The organism is Actinomadura sp. NTSP31 (assembly GCF_041951385.1).
Taxonomy (GTDB): domain Bacteria; phylum Actinomycetota; class Actinomycetes; order Streptosporangiales; family Streptosporangiaceae; genus Spirillospora; species Spirillospora napierensis.
The window spans coordinates 89,275-115,935 of record NZ_JBGNUT010000020.1 but is presented as its reverse complement, the minus strand read 5'-3'; the positions used below and the strand labels follow the sequence as shown (position 1 = coordinate 115,935).

The following is a 26,661-nucleotide window of genomic DNA, read 5'->3' as shown; positions in this document are numbered from 1 at the left end:
AGGGGTGCCGGCGGGAACCGATCAGTAGTCGAGCGGGGCGGTGCCCGGGTCGGCGCGGGACATCAGCTCCCGCACCGCCTCCCGGCCCGCCGAGCCGTTGGTGAGCACGGCGGCGCCGGTGCCCGCGCCGAGCCGCAGCACGGTGAGACCGTGGTAGCCGGACGGTTCGCCGCCGTGCCCGAACTGCGGGTCGGCGCCGGTGGGATCGACGACCGTGCCGAGGCCGTAGAACGCGCCCTCGTGCTGGACGGTGAGCATCTCCCGGGCGGTCTCCCGCGACAGCGGCGCCAGCGGACGGCCGAGGTGGGAGCGGCGGATCGCCAGCGCGAGCCCGGCCAGGTCCGCCGCCGTCGTCCAGAGGCCGGCGGCCGCCATGTCCGGGCGGACGAGCCAGCCGCCGCGAACCTGCTCGCCGGCCGCGTCGTGCCCGCGGGCGGCCCGGCGTCCCTTCCCCTCGGGGAAGGAGTGCTCGAAGCCGCTCCCGGTCATGCCGACCGGTTCGAGGACGAGCTCGCGCATCAGATCCGGGAAGGGCCGTCCGGTGGCGTCGGTCATGACCTGTTGCAGGACCGAGTAGTGCACGTTCGCCTTGCGGAAGACGGCGCCCGGTTCCGCGTCCATCGTCACCGGTGGGTTGGTCGCGGGCGGCCGACCGTTCAGCACGTCCAGGACCGTGGGGACCGGCCCCCCTCGCGGGTACCCCTTGCCGGGGTTCGGCGTGAGCCCCGACAGGTGCGCGAGGAGATGCCGGACGGTCACGCGCGCGCCGCCGGGCACCCGCCAGCCGGTGAGGTAGGCCGCGACGTCCTCGTCGAGGTCCAGCACGCCCTCGTCGACCAGGCGCAGCGCGCCGAACGCCGTGACGTGCTTGCTCATCGAGCCGGCCTGGAAGCAGGTGTCCGGGGTGACGGGGTCGCTCCCGCCCGCCGCCAGGACGCCGCGCGTCTCGAGGGCGACGAGTTCGCCGTCCTGGACGATCGCGGCGCTCAGCCCCGGCACGTTGCCCGGCAGCGGCTCCTGCTTCGCCGGGGCCCGCCCCGGTGCCGTCCGCCGGGGCTCGGGCTCTGTTCCGGCCTGCGGCTCGGGCCGGGGCCGGGCGTCGACCGCCGCCGCCAGCTCGCGCAGGGTCTCGTGCTGGTAGAACATCAGCAGCGTCACCGGCAGCCCGGCCTGGACCGCCTCCAGCACGACCTGGATCAGCAGGATCGAGTGCCCGCCGAGTTCGAAGAACCCGTCGTCGCGGCCGACCCGCTCCACCTTCAGCGCACCGGCCCAGATCTCCGCCATGCGCCGCTCGGTCGGCGTCGCCGGCTCGGCGTGCGGCCGGTCGGGCCGCCCCCCGGCCGCCGGCAGGGCCGACCGGTCGAGCTTGCCGTTGGCGTTCAGCGGCAGGGCGTCCAGCGGCACGATGACCGCGGGGACCATGGCGGCCGGAAGCTCGGCCGCGCAGTACGCGGCGAGGTCGGCCTCAGCGTCGCCGGTGACCGCGTAGGCCACCAGCCGGACGTCGCCCGCGGCGGTCCGGTCGGCGACCACGGCGGCCTCCCGGACGGCGGGATGGGCGGTCAGCAGCGCGGCGACCGCGCCGGGCTCGACCCGGTGGCCCCGGATCTTGACCTGGTGGTCGAGCCGGCCGAGGAACTCGGCGGCGCCGTCCGGCCGCAGCCGCACCAGGTCGCCGGTCCGGTAGAGCCGCGAGCCCGCCGGGCCGAACGGGTCGGGCACGAACCGCCCGGCGGTGAGCGCGGGCCGGTCCAGGTAGCCGCGGGCGACGCCTGCGCCGCCGACGAACAGCTCCCCCGGGACGCCGACCGGGACCTCGCGCATGTCCTCGTCGAGCACGTGCATGCGGACGCCCGGCAGCGGCCGGCCGATCGGCACCACCTCGCCGTCCGCGGGCCCGTCCACCGGGTGGACGCTCGCGCCGACCGAGGTCTCGGTCGGCCCGTACTCGTTCACCAGCCGCCCCGGCCCGACCCGGTCGAGCCACTCGGCGGCGAGCCCGGCGGGCAGCGCCTCGCCCGCGACGACGATCACCTCGGCCAGCTCCGCGGCCTCCTCGGGCGCCACCTGCCCGGAGAGGATCTCCAGGTGGCCGGGGGTCAGCTTCAGGAAGCCGAACGGGGCGTGCCGCAGGAGCTCCTCGCCCAGCCTCGTCAGCTCCAGGTCGGGCGGCAGCAGCCGCACCGCCCGGCCGGTCAGCAGTGGCGCCCACAGGTTCGGGACGACCAGGTCGAAGGCCACCGAGGAGAAGACCGCGGAGCCGCCCCGGCCCCGCCCGGCCAGCTCCGCCGCGGCCCAGCCGAGGTGGTTCGCCAGCCCGCCGTGGGTCACCTGGACGCCCTTCGGCCGTCCGGTCGACCCCGACGTGTAGATCACGTAGGCCGTCTCGTCCGCGTGCGGGCGGTGGGCGAGCGCCCGGGCGGGGGCGGCGCCGATCCGGTCGGCGGAGAGCACCGTGCCCGCGAAGTCCGCGCCGATCGGCTCGGCGAGGCCGGCACGGCTCAGCAGCGCCGCCGCGCCCGCGTCGGTGAGCGCCTCGCCCAGCCGCGCGGCGGGGTGCGACGGGTCGAGCGGCAGGTAGGCGGCGCCCGCCCGCCAGACGCCGAGGAGGCCCGCGATCAGGTCCACGCCCCGGTCGAGCAGGACGCCCACCACGGTGCCGGCGCCCGCGCCGGCGGTCCGCAGCGCCGCCGCGACGGCGTCGGCCCGCTCGATGAGGCCGGCGTAGGTGAGGGCGTCGTCGCCGCAGACGACGGCCCGCGCCTGCGGGGTGCGCGCCGCCTGCTCGGCGATCCGCTCGGGCACGCTGAGCGGGCCGTAGTCGGCGACCGGGCCGGTCGCGGCGCGCCGGAGGGTCTCGTCCTCGCCGTCGGGCAGGCAGGTCTGCCCGGCATCGCCGTCCGGATCGGCGGCCATCGCCGCGAGCACCGCCCGGTACATCCCGGCGAGGCGCTCGGCGTTCTCCGGCGAGAGCACCCGCGAGTTGGTGTGGAAGGTGAGCCGGGCCGCCTGCACGGCGACGGTCAGCGGGAACTCGTTGGAGCTGAAGCAGAAGTCGAGCCTGCGGTCGACCGGCCCCTCCTCGGGCTGGTCGAAGTCGATGTAGCTGAAGTACACGTCGATGAGGCGCTCCCCGCCGGCCAGGTCGTGCTGGATCGCCGACATCGGGAGGTGCCGGTGCTCCCACATCCGGGCTTCGGCGGCGAACACGTCCGCGACCAGCTCGCGCCAGGTCCCCGCCCCGCGGTCCATGACGACCGGGAGGGCGTTGAGGCTCATCCCGGCCACCCGGTCGGCGCCGATGACCTGGGCGCGCGAGTGGCACATCAGGCCGGTGACGAACGCGCGCTCGGGGGTGAGCCGGCTCATCACCTTCAGGTGCGCGGCCAGCAGCACGCTCTTGACCGGCACGCCGGCGTCGTAGGCGAGGTGCTCGATGCCGTCCATCAGGTCGCCGAAGCGGACCTGGTGCAGGTGGACCTCGCCCGGTCCGGCGCCGACCGATCCCCAGCCGTCGGGGAAGGTGAACTTGGCGGCCCCGTCGAGCGCCGAGCGCCAGTACTCGCGGTCGCGGTCGCCGGCCAGCGCCGCGCGCTCGGCGGCGACGAAGTCGGCGAAGCGCACGTCCGGTGCCGTGTAGGGCTCGGGCCCGTGGCCGTCGCGGTAGGCGCGGTACAGCTCCAGCGCCTGGACGCGCAGCAGGTAGAAGCTCCAGCCGTCCAGGATGACGTGGGACTGGGCGAAGGTCAGCTGCCAGCGCCCGCCGGCCAGCCGGTGGACGGTCAGCCGCATCAGCGGCGCCGCCTCGTGGTCCAGCGGTTCACCGGCCTCGGCCTCGAGGTGCGCGGCGAGCACCGCCGCTTCGGCGTCCTCGCCGAGGTCGCGGCGGTCCACCACGCGCAGCCGGATCCGCGCCTCGCGGTGGACGAGCTGCAGCGGCTCGGAGTAGCGCTCCAGGTCGATGGAGGTGCGCAGGATCTCGTGCCGGGACACCAGCTCGTCCATCGCCCGGCGCAGCGCGTCCTCGTCGAACGGCTCGGCCGCGGAGAAGCCCACGGTCTTGACGATGTGATAGTTCGGCTGGCCGGTGCTGGAGAGCATCTCCACGAGCATCCCGGCCTGCCCCTGGGTGAGCGGATAGGCGTCGGTGACGCCGGCGGGGAGCCGGTCGCGGTCGCGGTCGGCGATCAGCTCGAACGGGGCGACCCTGGTGGCGGACTCCTGGATCTCGGCCCGGCCCTCCAGCGCCCGCGCGAGCCCGGCGACGGTCCGCCGGGCGAAGACGTCGGGGACGCCGACGTCCAGCCCCTCCGCCCGCAGGGCGCCGACTAGCGACACCGCGCGGATCGAGTCGCCGCCGAGGTCGAAGAAGCCGTCCTCGACGCCGACGCCGCCGACGCCCAGGACCGCCGACCACACCGACGCGATCCGCTGCTCCAGCGCGGTGCGCGGCGCGACGTAGGCCCGCCGGGCGCGCAGCGCGGCGGCGCCGGGGGCCGGGAGCGCCCGCTTGTCGAGCTTGCCGTTCGGCGTGAGCGGGACGGCGTCCAGCGCGACGAACACCGCGGGCACCATGTACTCGGGGAGCGTCTCGGCGAGCCGGTCCCGCAGGTCGGCGGCGTCGGGCCTCTCCTCGCCCGCCGGGACGACGTACCCCACCAGCGCGGGTTCGCCGCGCTCGTCGTCGCGCAGCAGCACCACGGCGTGCCGGACCTGCGGATGGGCGGCGAGGGCGGCCTCGATCTCGCCGAGCTCGACCCGGAAGCCGCGGATCTTGACCTGGTCGTCGATCCGGCCGGCGAACTCCAGCGAGCCGTCGTCCTTGCGGACGGCGGTGTCGCCGCTGCGGTACATCCGCGATCCCGGGGGGCCGAAGGGGTCGGGCACGAACCGCTGCGCGGTGAGGTCGGGGCGGCCGAGGTAGCCGCGGGCCACGCCCGGGCCGGACACGTGGATCTCGCCGGCGACCCCGTCGGGCACCCGGTTGCCCTCCGCGTCCAGCAGGTGGACCCGCAGGTCGCTGAGCGGGCGGCCGACGGCATTGCCCGCCGCGGGGTCCAGGTCGCGCTTGGTGATGCGGTGGTAGGTGGTGTGGACGGTGGTCTCGGTGATGCCGTACATGTTGACCAGCGCCGTGCGGGCGAGGCTGCGCCTCTCCACCCACGGCCGCAGCTCGGGGATGTCGAGCTTCTCCCCCGCGAACACGACGGCGCGCAGGGCGAGCGATCTCAATCGCGGGTCTCCGGCGGCCGCCGCGGCCACCAGCGAGCGGAACGCGGTCGGGGTCTGCGACAGGACGGTGACCTCCTCGTCGACCAGCAGGTCGAGGAAGTCCTCCGGCGAGCGGGCGACCTCCGTCGGCACCAGCACCAGCCGGCCGCCGTGCAGCAGCGCCGCCCACATCTCGAACACCGACACGTCGAAGGCGTACGAGTGGGACATGCTGACCACGTCGGAGTCGTCGAAGGCGTAGTGCTCCTGCGCCGTCGTCATGAGCCGGACGACGTTGGCGTGCGTGACCGCGACGCCCTTCGGGCGGCCCGTCGACCCGGACGTGTAGATGGTGTAGGCCAGGTTGCCGGGCACGGCCGCGGACCAGGCCGCGTCCGCCGTGTCGCCGCCCGCCGTGTCGCCGCCCGCCGCGTCGCCGTCCGCCGCGTCGCCGCCCGCCGGGACGGCCGCCTCCGCCGGATCGTCGAGCACCACGAGCCGTCCCCCGTGGATCGCCCGCGCGAGGCCGGTCCGCGCGTCGTCGGTGACCAGCACGTCCACGCCCGCGTCCGCGACGATGTACCGGAGCCGGTCGGCGGGGTTGGCGGGATCGAGCGGGAGGTAGCCGGCGCCGGACCTGAGCACGCCGAGCAGCGCGGGCAGCAGGTCGGCACCGCGGCCGAGGCACACGCCGACCAGCCGTTCCGGCGCCGCGCCGAGCGACCGCAGGCGGCGGGCGAGCCGGTCGGCGCGCGCGTCCACCTCGGCGTACGTCAGCGTCACGCCGCCCGCGGTGACCGCCGGCGCGTCCGGGGTGCGCGCCGCCTGCTCGGCGAACAGCTCGTGCAGGCAGCCGCCCACGGCGGTGCCGGACGCGCCTTCGGCGGCGTCCTCGGCGGCCGGTTCCGGCAGGTACATCGCGCGGGCGTCGCCGTCCGCCCCGGCGGCCATCGCCTCCAGCACCGCGCGGTACATCCCGGCGAGCCGCTCGGCGGCGGCGTGGCCGACCGCCCCGGTGTGCGTGCTCAGGTAGAGGCGGTCGCCGCGGTTGTGCACGGTCAGCCCGATGCCCGCCTCGACGGGCGCGTTGCTGATCCGGCGGCCGGTGTCGACGGCGTCGGTGTCGACCTGGTGGAAGTCCAGGTAGTTGAAGTAGACGTTGATGAGCCGGCCGCCGCCCCACTCCCGCTGGATGTCGGGCATCGGGTAGCGCCGGTGCGGCCACAGCTCGACCTCGCGGTCGAAGGTCCGCCGGACCAGGTCGGCCCACGTCCGGGCGCCGCGGTCCATCGCGAACGGGACCGTGTTCAGGTACATGCCGTAGACGCGGTCGGCGCCGAGCTCCTCGGGCCGGGTGTCGCAGACCAGGCCGGTGTGGAAGGCCCGGGCGCCGGTGATCTGGCTCATCACCTTGAGATGGGCGGACAGCAGCACCGCCTTCAGCGAGACGCCCGTCGCGGTGGCGAGGGCGCGCAGCCCGCCGCCGAGGTCCTCGAACGGCACCTGCGCGTACACCGGCTCGACGTCCGCGGCCGCCGGACCGGCCGGGCCCGTCGCGGCCGTCGCGGCCGTCGCCCAGTCCGCGGGGAGGGTCAGCGGCGCGTACTCACCGGTGATCCGCCGCCAGTAGCCGCGGTCCTCGGCCGAGTCGAGCGATGCCAGCTCGGCGGCGACCGAGTCGGCGAAGCGCACGCCGGGCGCCTCGTAGGGCTCGGGTTCGAGTCCGTCCCTGATCCGGTGGTAGACCTCCAGCAACTCCATCAGCAGCAGGTGGTAGCTCCACCCCTCGGTGATCAGGTGCGCCTGGGTGAAGGTCAGCCACCAGGCCTCGTCGCTCTCCTGGTGGGCGAACATCCGGATCAGCGGGGCGGTCTCCAGGTCGAACGCGTCGGCCCGTTCGGCGGCGACGAACTCGCGCAGGATCCGCTCGCCCGCCGCGCCGGTCACGTCGGGGACGCCGCGCAGATCCTGCACCCCGACCCGGATGCCCGCCGCGTCGCGCGGGTCGTGGACGACCTGCATCGGCACCGAGTAGCCCGTCAGGTGGATCGACGTGCGCAGGATGTCGTGCCGGGCGACCAGCGTGCGCGCCGCCGCCGCGAGGGCGTCCGCGTCCACCGGCCGCTCGTCGCGGATCCGGAACGTGTTGATGATGTGGTAGGCCCGGTGCCCGTCGTCGGCGAGCATCTCGACGAGCATGCCGATCTGGTTGCGGGTCAGTGGATAGGCGTCGGCGACGCCGTCCGGGAGCGCGGCGCGGTCCCGCTCGGAGATCAGCTGGAACGGCGCGACCGCCGCCCGGTCGCCGGCGGTGAGCCGGTCCCGGTCCCGCAGCGCCGCGCACAGCCTGGCGACCGTCCGGTACTCGAAGACGTCGCGGACGGCCACGTCCAGGCCCTCGGCGCGCAGCGCGCCCACCAGCGCCACCGCGCGGATCGAGTCGCCGCCCAGGTCGAAGAAGCCGTCGTCGACACCGACCCGCTCGGCGTCCAGGGCGCGCCGCCAGGCGTCGGCCACCCGGCGCTCCAGCCCGGTGCGCGGCGCCACGTGCTCGCCGCGGGCGAAGTCGCCCTCCCCGGGCGCGGGCAGCGCGCGCCGGTCGAGCTTGCCGTTGGAGGTCAGCGGCAGCCGGTCCATCGCCACGAACGCCGCGGGGACCATGTAGTCCGGCAGGGTCCGGGCCAGCTCCGAGCGCAGCGCGCCGGGGGCGGGGCTCGCGCCCTCCTCCGCGACCAGGTAGGCGATCAGGCGCTCGCCGCGCACGACGACCACGCACTGCCGCACCCGCGGGTCGGCCGCCAGCACCGCCTCGATCTCGCCGAGCTCGATCCGGTGGCCGTGGACCTTCACCTGGTCGTCCAGCCGGCCGAGGAAGTCCAGCGAGCCGTCCGGCAGCCGGCGCGCCAGGTCGCCGGTGCGGTACAGGCGCGCTCCGGCGGGGCCGTGCGGGTCGGGGACGAACGACGCGGCGGTGAGGTCCGGCCGGTCCAGATAGCCGCGTCCCACCCCGGCGCCGCCGACGTGCAGCTCGCCGGGCACGCCCGCCGGGACGGGCTGCAGCCATTCGTCCAGCACGTGCAGCCGGGTGTTGCGGACCGCGCGGCCGATCGGCACCCGCGCCTCGGCGGACGTGCCGTCCTCGGCGGTGATGACGGCGTGCGTGACGTCGTCGGAGCATTCGGTCGGGCCGTAGGCGTTCACCATCGGGACGCCGGGGAAGCGGGCGGACCACCGCGCGCACAGCTCCGGCGGCAGCGCCTCGCCGGTCACCACCAGCCACCGCAGGTCCGGCAGCGCGGGGGCCGGGGCGCCGGTGTCCCAGGTGTCCAGGGCCGCGCGCAGCAGCGACGGGACGACCTCGAGGACGGTGACGCGGTCGCTCGCGGCCAGCCCGAACAGGCTTTCCGGGTCGAGCGCGGCCGCCGCGTCCACCACCCGGACCCGGCCGCCCACGACGAGGGGCGCCAGCATCTGCCACACCGAGATGTCGAAGGCGGGCGAGGCGTTCAGCACGACGGTGTCGGCGGCGGTCAGTCCGAGGTCCTCGATCTTGGCGAGCAGGTGGTTGCCCATGCCGCGCCGGTGGACGATCGCGCCCTTCGGCCTGCCGGTGGATCCCGACGTGTAGATGACGTAGGCGAGATGATCGCCGTCGCCGCCGGCGGCCGGGACGGGGGCCTGCGCGGACGGGTGCGGCCACCCGTCCGGCTCGTCCAGCAGGACCACGGTCCGCCCGTCGCCCGGCGCCGCGCCGAACAGGTCGCGGCGGGTGAGCAGCAGCTCCAGACCGGCGTCGGCCGCGAGGCCCGCGAGGCGCTCCGGCGGCAGCTCGGGGTCGAGCGGCAGGTAGGCGCCGCCGGCCTTGAGCACCGCCAGCACGCCGAGGACCAGCTCGGCCGACCGGTCGGCGCAGATCCCGACCAGCGTCTCGGGACCCGCGCCCAGCTCGCGGAGCCGGTGCGCGAGCCGGTCGGACCGGTCGTCCAGCTCGGCGTAGCCGAGCGAGATCCCGGCGGCGTGCACCGCCACGGCGTCCGGGGTCTCGGCGGCGTGCCGCTCGAACTCGGCCGGCACGCGGATCGCGACGGGCTCGCGGGCGGCGGCGCGCTCGTCCGGCAGCGGGTCCGGCTCGTCCGGCCCCAGGTACGCGTCGCGGGCGTCCCCGTCGGCGTCGGCGGCCATCGCCGCCAGCACCGCCCGGTACATCCCGGCCAGCCGCTCGCCGTTCGCGCGGCTCAGCACGCCGGTGTCGGTGCTCAGGCTGAGCCGGTCCGGCCGGCAGTGCACGGTCAGTCCGAACTCGGTCCGCGAGTCGCCGAGCCTCAGGTCGGCGCCGCCGGACGGCCCGCCGGCCTCGTCCGGGCCCGTCCGGGGGAAGTCGAAGTAGTTGAAGACGACGTTCACCAACCGCCCGCCGCCCCAGGCGCGCTGGATGGCGGGCATCGGGTAGCGCCGGTGCGGCCACAGCCCGGCCTCACGGTCGAAGACGCGCCTGACCAGCTCGTACCAGGTGCCGGCGGTGCGGTCCATGGCGAACGGCACCGTGTTGAGGTGCATCCCGTACACGCGGTCGGCGCCGAGGACCTCGGGGCGCGCGTCGCAGATCAGCCCGACGTGGAACGCCCTCGCGTCGGTCAGCTGGCTCATCACCTTCACGTGCGCGGCGAGCAGCACGCTCTTGATCGACACGTGCGCCCGCGCGGCCAGGGCGTTGAGCGGTTCCTCGAGTGCGCCCAGTTCCACGCGCACGTCGTACGGCTCCCCCGGGCCGGTCCCCGGCTCGCCGCCCCAGCCCTCGGGCAGGGCGACGGGCGCGTGGCCGTCGACGGTCGCCTGCCAGTAAGCGCGGTCCTCCTCGGAGTCCAGCGCGGCCAGTTCGGCGGCGATGAAGTCCGCGAAGCGCACTGGCGGCGCCTCGTAGGGCGCGGGTTCGCGCCCGTCCCTGACGCGCCGGTAGCAGTCCAGCAGCTCGGCCAGCAGGGCGTTGTGGCTCCAGCCCTCCGTGACCGCGTGCGGGCGGGCGACGGCCAGCCACCAGCCGCCGCCGTCGGCCACGTAGGCGCCCAGGCGCAGCAGCGGCGCCGCGGCCAGGTCGAACGGCTCGTTCCGCGCCGCGGTGAGCAGGTCCATCAGCGCTGCCTCGCGCTCGTCCTCCGGCAGCCGGCGCAGGTCGCGGGCGGTCACCGGGACCTCGACGGCCTCGTGGACGACCTGCATCGGGACCGAGTACGAGCCGAGGTCGAGGGAGGAGCGCAGCACCTCGTGGCGGTCCACGACGACCTGGGCCGCGGCGCGCAGCGCGCCCTCGTCGAACGGCCGCGGGTCGGGGATCCGGTAGGCGGCGAAGCTCAGGTAGTGGCCCTCGCCGCCCATCATCTCCACGAGCATGCCGACCTGGGCCTGCGACATCGGGTAGGCGTCGCGGACCCCGGCGGGCAGCGCCGCCCGGTCGTCGGGGCCGATCAGCTCGAACGGTTCGACGGCGCGCGCGGCACCCGCCACGGCGCCGCGTCCCGCCGCGGCCTCGGCCAGTCCGGCGACGGTGCGGGACACGAAGAGGTCGCGCACCGAGACGTCATAGCCCTCGTCGCGCAGGGTGCCCACCACGACGATGGCGCTGATCGAGTCGCCGCCGCTCTCGAAGAAGCCGTCGTGCAGGCCGACGCGGGCCCGGCCGAGCACCTCGGCGAAGACCGCGGCGATGCGTTCCTCGGCCGGCGTGCGGGGTGCGATGACGGCCTCGTCCTCCTGCGCGCTGTCGGGTTCGGGGAGGGCGTGGCGGTCGACCTTGCCGTTGGCGTTCAACGGAATCGCCGGCAACTCCACGAACACCGCCGGAACCATGTACTCCGGCAACAACCCCGCACAATGCTCACGCAAACCGGTCACATCACCCGCCGAGACCACATAAGCGACCAGCCGATCCTGCCGGGCGACCACCACCGCCTCGGCCACACCCGGATGCGCCGCCACCACCGCCCGGACCTCACCCGGCTCGACCCGATACCCCCGGATCTTCACCTGATCATCCAAACGACCCAGAAACTCCACATCCCCACCCGGCAACACCCGCACCAGATCACCCGTCCGATACAACCGAGACCCCACCCCGAACGGATCCGGCACGAACCGCTCAGCCGTCAAACCCGGATTGCCGCAGTAACCCCGCGCCACACCCACACCGCCCACGAACAACTCACCGGCCACACCCACCGGAACCAACCGCATATCCGCGTCCAGAACACGCATCGTCATCCCCGGCAACGGCCGCCCGATCGGCACCACCTCACCCGCCACATCACCCCCGACCGGGAACACACACGTCCCCACCGACGCCTCCGTCGGCCCGTACTCGTTGAGGACCCGGCCGTCCGGGGCGAGTTCACGCCATGTCTCCAGCGCCGGTCGCCCGAACGCCTCGCCGGCGACGACGAGCGTGTCCGTGAGGCTGCGAGCCTGTTCGGCGCCGAGCTGGTGGCCGAGCAGTTCGAGGTGGGACGGCGTGAGCTTGACGAAGCCGAACGGCCCCTCCTGCGCGAGCCATCCGCCGAGATCGGCGAGGTCGGCGTCCTGGGGGAACAGATGCACCGGCCGACCCGACACCAACGGCGCCCACAGACTCGGCACCTGCAGATCGAACGCCACCGACGAGAACACCGGCGCGCCACCAACGGCACCATCCAGCAACTCCGCCGACGCCCAACCCACATGATTGGCCAACCCCCGATGCGTCACCTGCACACCCTTCGGCCGCCCCGTCGACCCCGACGTAAAGACCACATAGGCCGCACGGTCCAGGTCGCGAGCCACGTCCGGACGGGTGGGCGGCATGGCCGCGATCCGCCCGGCCTCCCCGTCCAGGAACGAGGCGTCCAGGAGGAGGGATGCGCCCGCGTCCTCCAGCATCGAGGTGATCCGGTTCGCCGGGTACGCGGGGTCCAGCGGCACGAACGCGCCGCCCGCCTTCCACACCGCCAGCAGCGACACCACCAGATCGGCGTCGCGGCCCAGAAGGACGCCCACCACGGACTCGGGTCCGACGCCGCGTCCGATGAGGTGCCGGGCGAGGCGGTTCGCGCGCTCGTCAATCTCTCCGTAGGTGAACGACATGCCGCCGGCCTCCACTGCCGGCGCCTCCGGCGACGCGGCCGCCCGCTCCTCGAACAGATCCAGCACCGAACGCGAGGCCGCGGCGGCGGCGCCCTCGCCCCACGAGAGCAGGCGGTCGAGTTCGTCCGGCGGCAGCAGTTCGGCGTGCGGGTCCCCGTCGAGGTCGCCGGCGACCGCCTCCAGGGCGGCCCGGTACATGCCCGCCAGCCGGTCCGCGTTCTCCTGGGTCATCGTGTGCGTGTTGGTGCGCAGCGTGAGGATGCCGCCGAGCACGGTGACGCCGAGCGGGAACTCGGTCGCGCTGGCGTTGATGCCGTTGCCCTCGTCCTCGGCCCGCTCCGACCCGACGTCGCCGAAGTCCATGTAGCTGAAGAAGACGTCGGTGATGCGGCCGCCGCCGTGCTCGCGCTGGATGGCGGGGAGCGGGAAGTGCCGGTGCGGCCACAGCCCGACCTCCCGGTCGAAGACCCGCCGGACGAGGTCGCGCCATGTGCGGGCGGTCCGGTCCATCGGGAACGGCAGCGTGTTCAGCAGCATGCCGAGGATCCGCTCGGCGTCCGGCGCCTCGGGCCGCGTGTGCGTGACGAGTCCGGTGTGGAACTCCGGCTCGGGCGTGATCCGGCTCATCACGGCCAGGTGCGCGGCGAGCAGGACGCTCTTGAGCGACACCCCGGCCTCGGCCGCGCGGGCGCGCAGGCGCGGTTCCAGGTCGCGGAACGACAGGCCCGAGCGGACGTCGGCCAGCGGACGGGCGGGGTCGCCGCGCCACGCCTCGGGCAGGGTGAGCCTGCCCCGCCCGCCGACGATCTCCCGCCAGTAGGCGCGGTCCTCCGCCGAGTCCAGCGCCGCGAGTTCGGCCGCGATCGCGTCGGCGAACCGCACCGCGGGCCGCGCGTCCGGCTCCGGTTCGCCGCGCCCGGACAGGATCCGCTCGTAGCCGTCGACCAGCTCGCCGAGGAGCAGGTGATAGCTCCACCCGTCCAGGAGGGCGTGGCTCTTGACGAACGTGCAGCGCCAGGTGTCGTCGTCGTGGAGGTGCACGAAGACGCGCAGCAGCGGCCCGTCGGCGGCCTCACCGAACGCGCGCGCCCGCTCCTCGGCGACGAAGGCGGCCAGGGCCGCCTTCTGCTCCGGCTCGCCGAGCCCGCGCAGGTCGCGGAGTTCGCAGGGGATGTCGGCGGCGGCGTGGACGAGCTGCATCGGCGTCGAGTAGCCGTCCAGGTGCAGGGACGAGCGCAGGACGTCGTGCCGGCCGGCGACGGCGGCGACGGCCCGCCGGAACGCCTCGAGCGAGAACGGCCTCCCGCCGCGGATGCGGAAGGAAGTCACGTCCACGTAGCTGTTGCGGGTGTCGTCGGCGAGCATCTCGACGAGCATCCCGGCCTGGTTCTGCGACAGCGGATAGGCGTCGACGACGCCCCGCGGGAGCCGGGCGCGGTCGGCGTCGGAGACCAGCTCGAACGGGGCGGCGGCGGGCCTCGGGGCGGCCGCCGCGCCGCCGTCCCGCTCGGCGAGCCGCGCGCACAGCGCGGCGACGGTCCGGTGCTCCATGACGTCCCGCACCCCGGCCTCGAAGCCCTCGGCGCGCAGGGCGGCCGCGAGCACGACGGCGCGGATGGAGTCGCCGCCGAGGTCGAAGAAGGCGTCGTCGACACCGACGCGCCCGACGCCGAGGACGTCGCCCCACAGGGCGGCGACGCGCTCCTCGACGGGCGTGCGCGGCGCGATGTACGGACGGTCCGGCCCGGTGCCCGCGGCGTCGCGGTCCGGGACGGGCAGGGCCCGCTCGTCGAGCTTGCCCGCCGTGCTGAGCGGGATGCGGTCGAGACGCACGAACGTCCGCGGCACCATGTGCTCGGGCAGCAGGGCCGCGCAGTGCCCGCGCAGTCCGTCGAGGGCGCCGTCGGTCACGACGTAGGCGACGAGACGGACCGCCCCGGTCCCGTCGTCGCCCGCGACGACGACCGCGTCCCGGACGGCCGGGGCCTCCCGCAGTACGGCGGCGACCTCTCCCGGCTCGACGCGGTGGCCGCGGATCTTCACCTGGCCGTCGCGGCGGCCGAGCACCTCGGCGTCGCCGTCGGAGCGCCAGCGGGCGAGGTCGCCGGTGGCGTACAGGCGCCCGCCGCCGCCCCCGAACGGATCGGGCACGAACCGCGCCGCGGTCAGGGCGGGGTCGCCGGAGTAGCCGCGCGCGAGCCCCGCGCCGCCTACGTACAGCTCCCCGACGACGCCGACGGGGACGGGCTCCATCAGCTCGTCCAGGACGTAGAGGGTCGTGCCCGGGATCGGGCGGCCGACGGGCACCACGCCCTCGGGGCGCGGCTCCTCCACGGTGAACGCGGCGTCGGCGACGGTGATCTCGGTCGGCCCGTACTCGTTCACGACCCGGCCGCCGCCGAGCAGCCGCGACCACAGCCCGGCGACCGGGCCGTGCACCGGCTCGCCGCCCACCACCAGCGTCCCGGCGAGCCCGGCGGCGCGGTCCGGGCCGAGCTGGTGGGCGAGCATCTCCAGGTGGGAGGGGGTCAGTTTGACGAAGTCGAAGGGGCCGTTCGCGGCCAGCCAGGCGCCGAGGTCGGCGAGGTCGCCGTCCTGCGGGAACATGTGGACGGCCCGTCCCGCGACCAGCGGCGCGTACAGCATCGTGACGGCCAGGTCGAAGGCCACCGAGGAGAACAGCGGCGCCCCGCCCCCTCCTTCGGCGCGCTCGGCATCGCCGATGTATTCGGCGGCCGCCCAGCTCAGGTAGCCCGCCAGGCCGCGGTGGGTGACCCGCACCCCCTTCGGGCGGCCCGTCGACCCCGACGTGTAGATCACGTAGGCGGTGGAGTCCGGGTCCCGGACGACCGTCTCGGGGGCCGTCCCCTCCCGCGCGGCGTCGGCCGCCCGCAACCGCGTGCCGTCGAAGGCGCCCGCGAGCAGCCCCTCGTGCGCCTCCTCGGTCAGGACGATCCGCGCACCGGCGTCGGCCAGCACGTGGCCGAGCCGTTCGGCCGGGTCGGACGGGTCCATCGGCGCGTAGGCCGCGCCGGCCCGCCACACGCCGAGCATGCTCGCGAGCAGGTCGGGGCCGCGCCCGAGCAGCACCCCCACCACCGTCTCCGGGCCCGCGCCGAGGTCGCGCAGCCGGCCGGCGATCCGTCCGGCCCGGTCCCACAGCTCGGCGTAGGCGACGGTGCCGGCCGCGCCGGTCACGGCGACGGCGCGCGGCGTCCGGGCGGCCTGCTCCCCGATCAACGAGCAGGCGTCGGCGTGCGCCGCGGCCGCCGGGCCCGCCGCCCACTCCCGCAGGGTCCGGTCGCGCTCGCCGGGCGGCAGCAGGATCTCGCGGGCGTCGCCGTCCGGGCCGGCGGCCATTGCCTCCAGCACGGCCCGGAACATCGCGCCGAGGCGGTCGGTGTCCTCGAGCGTGAGGTGGTGCGAGTCGGCGGTGAGGATGACGTGCCCCACCCGCGAGGAGATGGTGAGCGGGAACTCCGTCGGCGCGTCGTCGCTGCCCGCGCGGTCGTCCACCAGGGCCGTGTCGACCTGGTGGAAGTCCTGGTAGTTGAAGTAGACGTCGATCAGGCGGCGCCGCCCGCCCGCGCGGCGCTGGATCTCGGGGAACGGGTGGCGGCGGTGCGGCCACAGCTCGACCTCGCGCTCGAACGTGCGCCGGACGAGATCCCGCCACGTCCGGGCGCCGCGGTCCACGGCGAACGGCAGCGTGTTGAGGTACATGCCGTAGACCCGGTCCGCGCCGAGGATCTCGGGGCGGGCGTCGCAGACGAGCCCGACGTGGAAGGCCGGCTCCTCGGTGAGCTGGCTCATCACCTTCACGTAGGCGGCGACGAGCACGCTCTTCAGGGACGCCCCCGCGTCGGTGGCGAGCGCGCGGAGGCCGCCTTCGAGGTCGTGCCACGGGATGCCGACCAGGTGCTTCTCGCTCGGCTTGGGGTCGGGCCCGTCGGGCGCGGGCCGCTCGCCGGACCAGGCGGCGGGCACGGTGAACTTCGCGTGGCCGCCGACGACGCCGTCCCAGTACTCCCGGTCCTCGGCGGACTCCAGGGAGGCGCGCTCGGCGGCGATGAAGTCGGCGAAGCGGACCGCGGGCGCCTCGTACGGCTCCGGGTCGCGGCCGTCGCGGATCGCCCGGTAGCAGTCCAGCAGCTCCATCAGCAGGGAGTGGTGGCTCCAGCCCTCGAGGATCGGGTGGCACTCGGTCACCGCCATCCAGAACCCGCCGTCCCCCGTCAGGTGCGCGTGGAAGCGCATCAGCGCGGGCGTGCCGAGGTCGAACAGCGCCGCCCGCTCGTTGGCGGAGAACTCCGCCAGCGCCTGGTCGGCCTGCTCGCCGGTCAGGCCGGTGAGGTCGTGCACGCCCATCGGCAGCTCGGCGGCGGCGTGCACGAGCTGCATCGGCACCGAGTAGCCGGTGAGGTGGATCGAGGTCCGCAGCACCTCGTGCCGCGCGACGACGAGCCGGCCCGCGGCCCGGAAGGCCGCCTCGTCGAACGGCCCGTCGTCGTTGATCCGGAACAGGGTGACGTTGTGGTAGGCGTTGCGGCCGTCCTCGGCGAGCATCTCGACGAGCATGCCGATCTGGTTCTGCGACAGCGGATAGGCGTCGTCGACGCCGTCCGGCAGCGCGGCCCGGTCGCGGTCGGAGATCAGCTCGAACGGCCGCACCAGCGAGGCGCCGGCGGCGGGCAGGGCGGGACGGCCTTCGGCGAGTCCGGCCAGCGCGGCCACCGTGCGGTGCGCGAAGACATCCCGGACCGAGACGTCCAGGCCGCGGGCGCGCAGCTCGCCGACCAGCGCGACCGCGCTGATCGAGTCGCCGCCCAGCTCGAAGAACCCGTCCAGGACCCCGACCCGCTCGACGCCGAGGACGTCCGCCCACACGGCCGCGACCTGCGCCTCGCCGGGCGTGCGCGGCGCGGCGTAGGCGCCGCGGGCCCGCACGGCCGCGTCGCCCGGCTCGGGCAGCGCGCGCTTGTCGAGCTTGCCGTTGGGCGTCAGCGGGATCCGGGCGAGCGGCACGTACACCGCGGGGATCATGTAGTCGGGCAGGGTTCGGGCCAGCAGCTCGCGCAACGCGGCGGCGTCGGGCAGCCCGCCCTCCGCGTCCTCGGCGGGAACGAGGTAGCCGACGAGCCGCTCGTCGCGGACGACCACCACGGCCTGCCGCACCGCGGGATGCGCGGTCAGCGCCGCCTCGATCTCACCGGGCTCGACCCGGTAGCCGCGCACCTTCACCTGGTCGTCGGCGCGTCCCAGGAACTCCAGGCCGCCGTCCGGAGCGCGCCGCGCCAGGTCGCCGCTGCGGTACATCCGCGATCCCGGCGGGCCGAACGGGTCGGGCACGAACCGCTCGGCCGTCAGGCCCGGCCGGTTCAGGTAGCCGCGGGCGACGCCGGGCCCGGCGACATGGATCTCTCCCGGAACGCCGACCGGGACCGGGTTGCCGTGCGGGTCGAGGAGGCGGATCGCCAGGTCGGCGAGGGGCCGCCCGACGCGGTTGCCGGCGGCGGGGTCCAGGTCCGCCCCGGTCAGCCGGTGGTAGGTCGAGTGGACGGTCGTCTCGGTGATCCCGTACATGTTGACCAGGACCGGGGCGTCCAGGCCGCACCGGTCGGCCCAGGGACGCAGCTCCGCCGTCTCCAGCTTCTCGCCCGCGAACACGACGGCGCGCAGCGCGAGGCGTTCCACCCGCTCATCGCCGTCTTTCGCGGCGGCGACCAGCCCGCGGAATGCGGTCGGCGTCTGGCTGAGGACGGTCACGCGCTCCTCGACCAGCAGATCGAGGAAGTCCTCCGGCGAACGGGTCACCTCGCGGGGCACCACCACGAGCGTCCCGCCGAACAGCAGCGCGCCCCACATCTCGAACACCGACACGTCGAAGGCGTAGGAGTGGAACAGCGACCACACGTCCGCCGGGCCGAACACGTAGTGCTCGTGCGCGGTCGTCATCAGCCGCACCACGTTGGCGTGCGTCAGCGCCACGCCCTTGGGCCGGCCGGTGGACCCGGAGGTGTAGATCACGTAGATCGCGTTGTCCGGGACCGAGTGGTTCGCCGGGTCGCCCTCCGACGCGTCCGCCTCGTCCCGGCCGACCACGACGGTGGCGCCGTCGTGCACCTCGCCCACCAGATCCAGCAGCTCGGGCCGCGTGACGACGACCTGCACGCCAGCGTCGGCCGCCACGTGGGCGAGCCGTTCGGCGGGGTTGACGGGGTCGAGCGGCACGTACCCCGCACCCGACTTCAGCACGCCGAGCAGCGCCGGGATGAGGTCCGGGCCGCGCTCCAGGCAGACGCCGACCAGCGACTCGGGGCCCATGCCGAGCGACCGCAGATGGTGGGCGAGCCGGTTGGCGCGGGCGTTGACCTGCGCGTAGGTCAACCTCTCGGCCCCGGCGACCACCGCGATCGCGTCCGGCGCCGCGGCGGCCCGCTCCTCGAAGAGCTCGTGGACGCAGCGTTCGACCGGCGGGCGGACGGCCGGGCCGGCGAGGACGGCGGCCCGCTCGGCGCCGTCGAGGATCTCCAGCCGGGACACGGGCGTCGCCGGTTCGGCCAGCGCCGCCTCCAGCAGGGTCCGGAAGTGCGCGGTCATCCGCCGCACCGTGGACGCCTCGAACAGCGCCGAGGCGTAGCGCATCCGCGCGGAGAAGGCGCCGCCGGCGTCCTCCTGGACCTGGAGTTCGAGGTCGCACTTGGCCGGTCCCGAACCGGAGCCGAACTCCTCCACCCGCACGCCCGGCAGGTCGACGCCCTCGTTGCGCTCGCCGTGCAGGGTGAAGGCGGCCTGGTAGAGCGGGGTCCGCGACATGTCGCGCTCGGGCTGCAGCTCGTCCACCAGGCGGGCGAAGGGCACCTCCTGGTGGTCGTAGGCGTCCAGCACCATGGCGCGCCCGCGCACCAGCAGGTCGGCGAAGGCGGGGTCCCCGGTCCAGGCCGCCCGCATCACCAGGCTGTTGATCCCGTAGCCGATGAGGCCCTGCAGCTCGGGCCGCGTCCGGCCGGACACGACGGTGCCCACCGGGACGTCCTGCCGCCCGGTGTAGCGGGCGAGCAGCACCTGGAACGCGGTCAGGAAGACGACGAACGGCGTGGTGTCGTGGCGCGCCGCCAGCTCCCGCACCCGCTCCCCCAGCTCGGCGGTCAGGTCGAACGAGACCTCGGCGCCGGCGTGGTCGCGGACGGCGGGCCGCGGGCGGTCCGTGGGCAGGTCGAGCGGCGCGAGCCCGGCGAGGCGCTCGCGCCAGTGGGCGAGCCGACCCTCCAGGGCGTCGCCCGCCAGCTCCCGGCGCTGCCAGGCGGCGAAGTCGGCGTACTGCACGGGCAGCGGCGGCAGCGGCGCGGGGCCATCCGCCGCGAACGCGCGGTAGAGGGCCGCGAGCTCGGTGCCGAACACCGTGCAGGACCAGGCGTCGCAGGCGATGTGGTGGAACACCACGGCGAGCACGTGGTCGTCCTCGGACAGCCGCACCAGGGTTCCGCGGACCGGCCACTGGCGTTCGAGGTCGAACGGGGTCGCGGTCTCGCGGGCGACGAGCCGGTCCGCCAGCTCCTCGCGCTCGCCCTCGGGCCGGCCGCTCAGGTCGGCCTCGTGCAGCGGCGGCAGGTCGCGGGGCTCGTCGATGACCTGGACGGGCGCGCCGCCGGACATCGCGTAGCGGGTGCGCAGGATCTCGTGCCGGACGATCAGCTCCCGCCAGGCGCGCTCCAGCGGCTCCCGCTCGACCGGGCCGCGCATGCGCAGCACCAGCGGAACCAGGTACTCGGCGCTGTCGGGCTCCAGCCGGTGCAGGAACCACATCTGCTGCTGCCCGTAGGACAGCGGAAGGGGACGGGCCCGGTCGGCGCGGCCGATCGCCGCGGCGCGGTGTCCGCCGCTCCCCGCGCGCCCGCCGCCCTGGAGGCGGCGCCGGAGCAGGTCCTCGCGCAGCGCCGCGGCGTCGCGCGCGTTCTCGTCGATGCTCATCAGTCCTGGCCCTCCAGCGGAAGCGAACCGGCCAGCAGCTCGGCGTCCGACAGCTCGGCGATCTCCGCGCGGACGCGGTCCTCGATCTCCAGCGCCAGCGCCGCGATGGTCGGGTTCTCGAAGACGGTCCGCACCTGCAGATCGATGTCGAAGGCGTCCTGGATCTCCGCGATCAGCCGGATCGCGACGATGGAGTTCCCGCCGGCCTGGAAGAAGTTGGCGTGCACGCCCACGGTGGTGCCGAGCAGCCCGGTCCAGATCTCCGCGATGCGCTCCTCGACGACCGTGCGGGGTTCGACGGCGTCGTCGCCGGGCCCGGTGTCGGGTTCGGGAAGGGCGTGGCGGTCGACCTTGCCGTTCGCGTTCAACGGAATCGCCGGCAACTCCACGAACACCGCCGGAACCATGTACTCCGGCAACAGCCCCGCACAATGCTCACGCAGACCGGCCACGTCACCCGCCGGAACCACATAAGCGACCAGCCGATCCTGCCGAGCCACCACCACCGCCTCGGCCACACCCGGATGCGCGGCCACCACCGCCCGGACCTCACCCGGCTCGACCCGATACCCCCGGATCTTCACCTGATCGTCCAAACGACCCAGAAACTCCACGTCCCCGCCCGGCAACACCCGCACCAGATCACCCGTCCGATACAACCGAGACCCCACCTCGAACGGATCGGGCACGAACCGCTCTGCCGTCAACTCCGCGCGCCCCACATAACCCCGCGCGACACCCACACCGCCCACGAACAACTCACCGGCCACACCCACCGGAACCAACCGCATGTCCGCGTCCAGAACACGCATCGTCATCCCCGGCAACGGCCGCCCGATCGGCACCACCTCACCCGCCACATCACCCCCGACCGGGAACACACACGTCCCCACCGACGCCTCCGTCGGCCCGTACTCGTTGAGGACCCGGCCCCGCACGCTCGCCCGTGCGAACGGAACGGCCAGTGCCGACGGCAGCGCCTCACCGGCGACCACGAAGGTCCGGGCGAGGGCGCGGAGCTCGTCCATGGGCAGCTGCCCCGCGAGGATCTCCAGATGGGACGGCGTGAGCTTGATGAAACCGAACGGCCCTTCGGACGCCAGCCATTTCCCCAGCCCGGCGAGGTCGGCGTCCTGCGGGAACAGATGCACCGGCCGACCCGACACCAACGGCGCCCACAGACTCGGCACCTGCAGATCGAACGCCACCGACGAGAACACCGGCGCGCCACCAACGGCACCACCCAGCAACTCCGACGACGCCCAACCCACATGATTGGCCAACCCCCGATGCGTCACCTGCACACCCTTCGGCCGCCCCGTCGACCCCGACGTGAAAACCACATACGCCGCACGGTCCAGGTCGCGGGTCACGTCCGGGCGGGTGACGGGCATCCGCGCGATCTCCTCGGAGTCGTCGTTGAGCACCGCCCCGGTGAGGGTGAGCGAGGCGCCCGCGTCCGCGAGCATCGACGCCGTCCGCTCGTCCGGCGCGGACGGGTCCAGCGGGACGAACGCCGCGCCCGCCTTCCACACCGCCAGCAGCGAGACGACCAGGTCCGCACGGCGGTCGAGCCGCACCCCGACCACCGACTCGGGGCCCACGCCCCATCCGGCGAGGTACCAGGCGAGCCGGTTGGCGCGCTCCTCTACCTCCCCGTAGGTGACCGGCTCGGTTCCGGCCACCACGGCGACCGCACCGGGTGACGCGGCCGCCCGCTCCTCGAACAGCTCCAGCACCGAACGCGGCGCCGCGGCGCCGGCGGCGCCCTGGCCCCACGCCAGCAGCCGCTCCTGTTCGCCGGCGGGCAGCAGTCCGAGGGCGCCCACCGGGACGCCGGGGCCGGTCGTGACGGCCTCCAGCAGCAGGCCGAAGTGACCGGCCATCCGCTCGATGGTCGCGTGCTCGAACAGGGCCGTGGCGTACTCCAGGCCGCCGACCATCGTCCCGTCGGGCTCGCGGCGCATGAACAGCGTCAGGTCCGTCTTGGCGACCCGCCACGCCTTGACGTAGGCGTCCAGGTCGTCCCCGCCCGCCACCGACGCGGTGAACTCCTCGTCGTGCAGGTCGAACGCCGCCTGGTAGAGCGGGGTCCGGGACAGGTCGCGGTCGGGCGCCAGGTCCTCCACGAGCCGCTCGAACGGCAGTTCCTGGTGGGCGAAGGCGTCCCGGCAGGCGTCCCGGACCCGGACCAGCGCCTCCTCGAAGGGCAGCTCCGGGCCGAGACCGCAGCGCACGACCAGGCTGTTCAGGAAGAACCCGACGACGCCCTCCACCTCGGGACGGTGCCGGCCGGCGACCGGCGTCCCGACCGGCACGTCCCACCGGCCGGTGTGCCGCGCCAGCAGCACGGCGAACGCGGTGAGCAGCGTCATGAACGGCGTGGCGTCGTGCCGCCGGCCGAGGCGGGCGAGCCCGTCGGCGACGTCCCGCCGGACGGTGAACGGCACGAGCGCGCCGCGCGGGTCCCGTACGGGCGGCCGGGGCCGGTCCGGGCGCAGCGCCAGCGGGGCGAGCCCGTCCAGGGCGCGGCGCCAGTGGGCGAGTTCGGCCTCGATGACCTCCTCGGCCAGCCGTTCGCGCTGCCAGACCGCGTGGTCGGCGTACTGCACGGGCAGGGGCGGGAGCGCCGCCGCGTCCGCGCCGTCCCCGTCGGCCGCCAGCAGGAGCCCGAACTCGCGCTGGAGGATCGCGGCCGACCAGCCGTCGCAGGCGATGTGGTGCATCGTCAGCACGAGCACCCGCTCGCCGGGGAGGGTCGCCAGCACCGCCCGCAGGACCGGACCGTTCTCCAGGTCGAACCCGCGGTCGAACTCCTCGTCGAGCACGGCCGCGAACCCCTGGCGCGCGACCTGCACCGTGCGCAGTTCCGCGGGACGGGGCGGGTCGACGAACTGGACGGGCTCGCCGTCCACGACGCCGTACCTGGTGCGCAGCGCCTCGTGCCGGGCGACCAGCGCGTCGAGCGCGCGGCGCACCGCGTCCGGCGAGGTCCCGTCGGGGACGGGGACGAGCAGCGGCGACACCCATTCGAAGGCGCGCGGGTTCATCCGGTCCAGCACCCACAGGCGGCGCTGGCCGGACGACAGCGGCAGCCCGCCCTCGCGCGGCACGGCCACCGGCCCCGCCGCCGGTCCGGGCGGATCGGCGGAGGGCGGCGCCGCGATCAGCCTGGCCTGCTCCTCGACCGTCGCCGCCGCGAGCAGCCCGGGCAGGTGGATCTCCCTGCCCGAGGCCGCCCGCAGCCGGTTGGCCAGCCGGGTGAGCTGGAGCGACGTGCCGCCGAGGTGGAAGAAGTCGTCCCGGACGCGCACGCCCTCGACGTTGAGCAGGTCCTCCCAGACGCCGGCGACGAGCCGTTCCGCCGGCGTGCGCGGCGGCGCGTCGGGCGCCCACGGCCGGTCGCCGGCCGCGCCGGGCTCGGGCAGCGCCGCGCGGTCGACCTTCCCGCTGGAGGTGAGCGGGTAGGACGCGATCTCGACGAAGGCGGCGGGGACGTGCGTGCCCGGCAGCCGCTCGGCCAGGAAGTCCCGCAGGTCGCCGGGGAGGCCGCGGCCGCCGTCGACCGGCCGCACGTGGGCGGCCAGCCGCAGGCCGAGGCCCGCGGTCGTGTACGGGGCGACCACCGCCTGCGCGACCCCGGGATGGGCCGACAGCGCCGCCTCCACCTCGCCGGGCTCGATGCGGACGCCGTTGACCTTGACCTGGTGGTCGAGCCGGCCGACGAACTCCAGGGTGCCGTCCTCGCGCCAGAAGACCAGGTCGCCGGTGCGGAACAGGCGCGAGCCGGGCGGCCCGAGCGGGTCGGGCACGTAGCGCTCGGCGGTGAGGGCGGGGCGGTCCAGGTAGCCGGGGCCGACCCCGATCCCGCCGATGTGCAGTTCGCCGCGGACGCCCGGCGGCACGGGCCGGCCCGCCGCGTCCAGCACGATCACCCGCATGCCGGTGACGGGGCGGCCGATGGCGACCGGTCCCGACGCCTGCGCCGGGTCGAACCGGTGCGCGGTCACGTCCACCGAGCACTCGCTCGGCCCGTAGGTGTTGACGATGTCGGCGGGCACCCGGTCCCGCAGCCGGCGGGCGAGCTCGGCGTGCAGCTGCTCGCCGCCCGACAGCACGAGCCGGAGCGATCCGCAGCCGTCCCAGCCGGGCTCCTCCACCAGGGCGCGCAGCAGCGACGGCACGACCTGGACGACGGTGATCCGGTGCGCGGCGATCTCGCGGAGCAGCGCGGCCGGGTCGCGCTCGGCCCCGTCCGGCGCCGCCACGAGCGTGCCGCCGCCCACCAGCGGCGCGAACACCTCGAGCTGGGCGGCGTCGAACGTCATGGCCGTCTTGTGCAGCAGCCGGTCCCGGCTCGAGAGCCCCTGGGCGCCGGCCAGCCAGGCGACGGCGTTGGCGAACCCGGCGTGGTCGATGACGACGCCCTTCGGCTCCCCGGTCGACCCGGAGGTGTAGAGGACGTAGGCGACGTCGAGTCCCGTCACCTCGACCGGGCCCGCGGGGGGCGGCTCTTCGGCGCCGGCGCGAAGCTCCTCCATGAGGAGGGCGCGGGCGCCCGCCTCCTTCGCCGCCTCGCGGCCGGCGTCCGCCGCCTCCGCGGCCAGCACCAGGTCGGCGCCGGTGTCGCGGATCATCCAGGCGAGCCTGCGGCGCGGGTGCCCGGGGTCGAGGGGCACGTACGCGGCGCCCGCCCGCCACACCGCGAGCAGCGCGACGACCAGGTCGGCGCCGCGGTGCAGGCACACGCCCACCCGCCGACCCCGGCCCGCGCCGAGCGCCCGCAGGCGGCGCGCGAGCCGGTCGCTCCGCGCGTCCAGCTCCTCGTAGGTCAGCTCGTCGTCCCCGTCCACGACGGCGACCGCGTTGGGCGACTCGGCCGCCTTGCGGGCGATGAGGGCGGGAACGGTGACGGCCCCGTCGGGCGGGCTCGGCACGAAGGACATGGTGGCTCCCAGGCGGACGGCGGGCACGGCGGGCACGGCGGGACGGACGCCCGGGTTCGGGCGCCGAGCGGACGGGCTGGGGGGCGGTGCGGAGGCGGCGGGCCGTCAGCCCGCGGCCTGCTGCTCCATGCGGCGGCGCAGGCTCAGGGGGCGCATGTCGGTCCAGATGGTGCCGATGTGCTCCAGGCACTCCTCGCGGGTGCCCTCGGTGCCCTCGGCCCGCCACCCGGCGGGCAGTTCACGGTCCGCCCACCAGATCGAGTACTGCTCCTCGTCGTTGAGGACGACGCGGTACGGGCGCGCGTCGGTCTGCTCTTCGGCCATGTGCACGTTCCCTTCACGGATACAACTGGGCCGCCGTTCACCGGCGGCGCTCAGATACCGGGCCCGGAGTTCTCCACCGCCATTTCCGGCGTTTTCTCTCCGGGTTCCTTCCACAGATGTGAGACCTCGCCGAAATGCTCGAAGACCCACTCGTCGGAATAGATGCTGTCGAGGTAGCGGTCGCCGCCGTCCGGAAAGATGAGGACGCAGTGCGACCCGGGCGGGACGGTGCCCGCGAGCTTCTCCAGGGCGGCGACGGCCGCGCCCGAGGAGCCGCCCGCCAGCACCGCCTCGCGGCGCACCAGCCGGCGGCAGGCGGCCACGCATTCCAGGTCGGTGACGTGCACGACGTCGTCGGCCGCGGCGGGATCGGCCAGCGCCGGGCGGACCGAGGCGCCGTGCCCCGGGATGAGGCGGGGCGCCGGCGGGCCGCCGAAGATGGCGCTGCCCACGGCGTCGACGGCCACGACGGTCGTGCCCAGCCCGCGCCCGCGCACGTAGTCGGCGCAGCCGCGCAGCGTCCCGAACGTGCTGACCGGGCAGAACAGGTAGTCGACCCGGCCGTCCAGGGCCTGGTCGATCTCCCGCATCGTCTGCTCGTGCGCGCCCGGGTTCAGGGGGTTGGCGTACTGGTTCGGCCAGTAGGCGTGCGGCAGCGTCTCGGCCAGTTCCCGCACGCGGCGCAGCCGCACCGGCAGGAACTCCCCGGTCTCGGGGTCGGGCCGGGTCACGACCTCCACCTCGGCGCCGAGCGCCCGCATCGCGGCCAGGTTGCGCGCCGTCGTCCGGGCGTCCACCACGCAGACCAGGCGCAGGCCGTGGTAGAGGCAGACCTGCGCGAGCCCGACGCCGAGGTTGCCCGACGTGGACTCCACGACCACCGACCGGCCGGCCTCCAGCGCGCCGTCGCGGATCCTGTCGCGGAGCATCGCCAGCGCGGTCCGGTCCTTGATGCTCCCGCCGGGGTTGAACCGCTCCATCTTCCCGAACACCCGGACGGGGAATTCCGGAAGAATCCTTTCCAGCTCGACGAGAGGCGTGTCGCCGATGCTCTCGAGCACACCCCGCACGAGCTTTCCCGGCACGGCTTCCCCTT

At 75.1% G+C, this 26,661-nt stretch carries 4 protein-coding genes; all 4 read right to left on the bottom strand.

Annotation, left to right across the window (positions count from 1 at the left end; translation table 11 throughout):
• Positions 1–21 precede the first annotated feature (21 nt).
• The 4 genes from ACA514_RS30240 to sbnA all read right to left on the bottom strand — a co-directional run bounded on the left by ACA514_RS30240 (position 22) and on the right by sbnA (position 26,650).
• Entirely contained in the window at positions 22–20,295 is a 20,274-nt protein-coding gene (locus ACA514_RS30240) for an amino acid adenylation domain-containing protein (protein WP_375044662.1), read from the bottom strand.
• Positions 20,295–25,241 (bottom strand): amino acid adenylation domain-containing protein, encoded by a 4,947-nt coding sequence (locus ACA514_RS30235; RefSeq protein WP_375044661.1) that lies wholly within the window; start codon positions 25,239–25,241, stop codon positions 20,295–20,297. Before ACA514_RS30235 ends, ACA514_RS30240 begins: the two co-directional genes overlap by 1 nt.
• A 105-nt stretch (positions 25,242–25,346) precedes the next feature.
• Complete coding sequence (locus ACA514_RS30230) at positions 25,347–25,565, bottom strand: MbtH family protein (protein WP_375044660.1); 219 nt, start codon at positions 25,563–25,565, stop codon at positions 25,347–25,349.
• Positions 25,566–25,615: 50 nt separating this feature from the next.
• Positions 25,616–26,650, bottom strand: a complete 1,035-nt coding sequence (sbnA, locus tag ACA514_RS30225) for a 2,3-diaminopropionate biosynthesis protein SbnA (RefSeq protein WP_375044659.1) — start codon at positions 26,648–26,650, stop codon at positions 25,616–25,618.
• Positions 26,651–26,661: the final 11 nt, after the last annotated feature.

Excerpts from the sequence above, each read along its gene's own strand:
- ACA514_RS30230 (WP_375044660.1), bottom strand. The coding sequence starts at position 25,565 with ATGGCCGAAGAGCAGACCGACGCGCGCCCGTACCGCGTCGTCCTCAAC.
- ACA514_RS30240 (WP_375044662.1), bottom strand. The coding sequence starts at position 20,295 with ATGAGCATCGACGAGAACGCGCGCGACGCCGCGGCGCTGCGCGAGGAC.
- ACA514_RS30235 (WP_375044661.1), bottom strand. The coding sequence starts at position 25,241 with ATGTCCTTCGTGCCGAGCCCGCCCGACGGGGCCGTCACCGTTCCCGCC.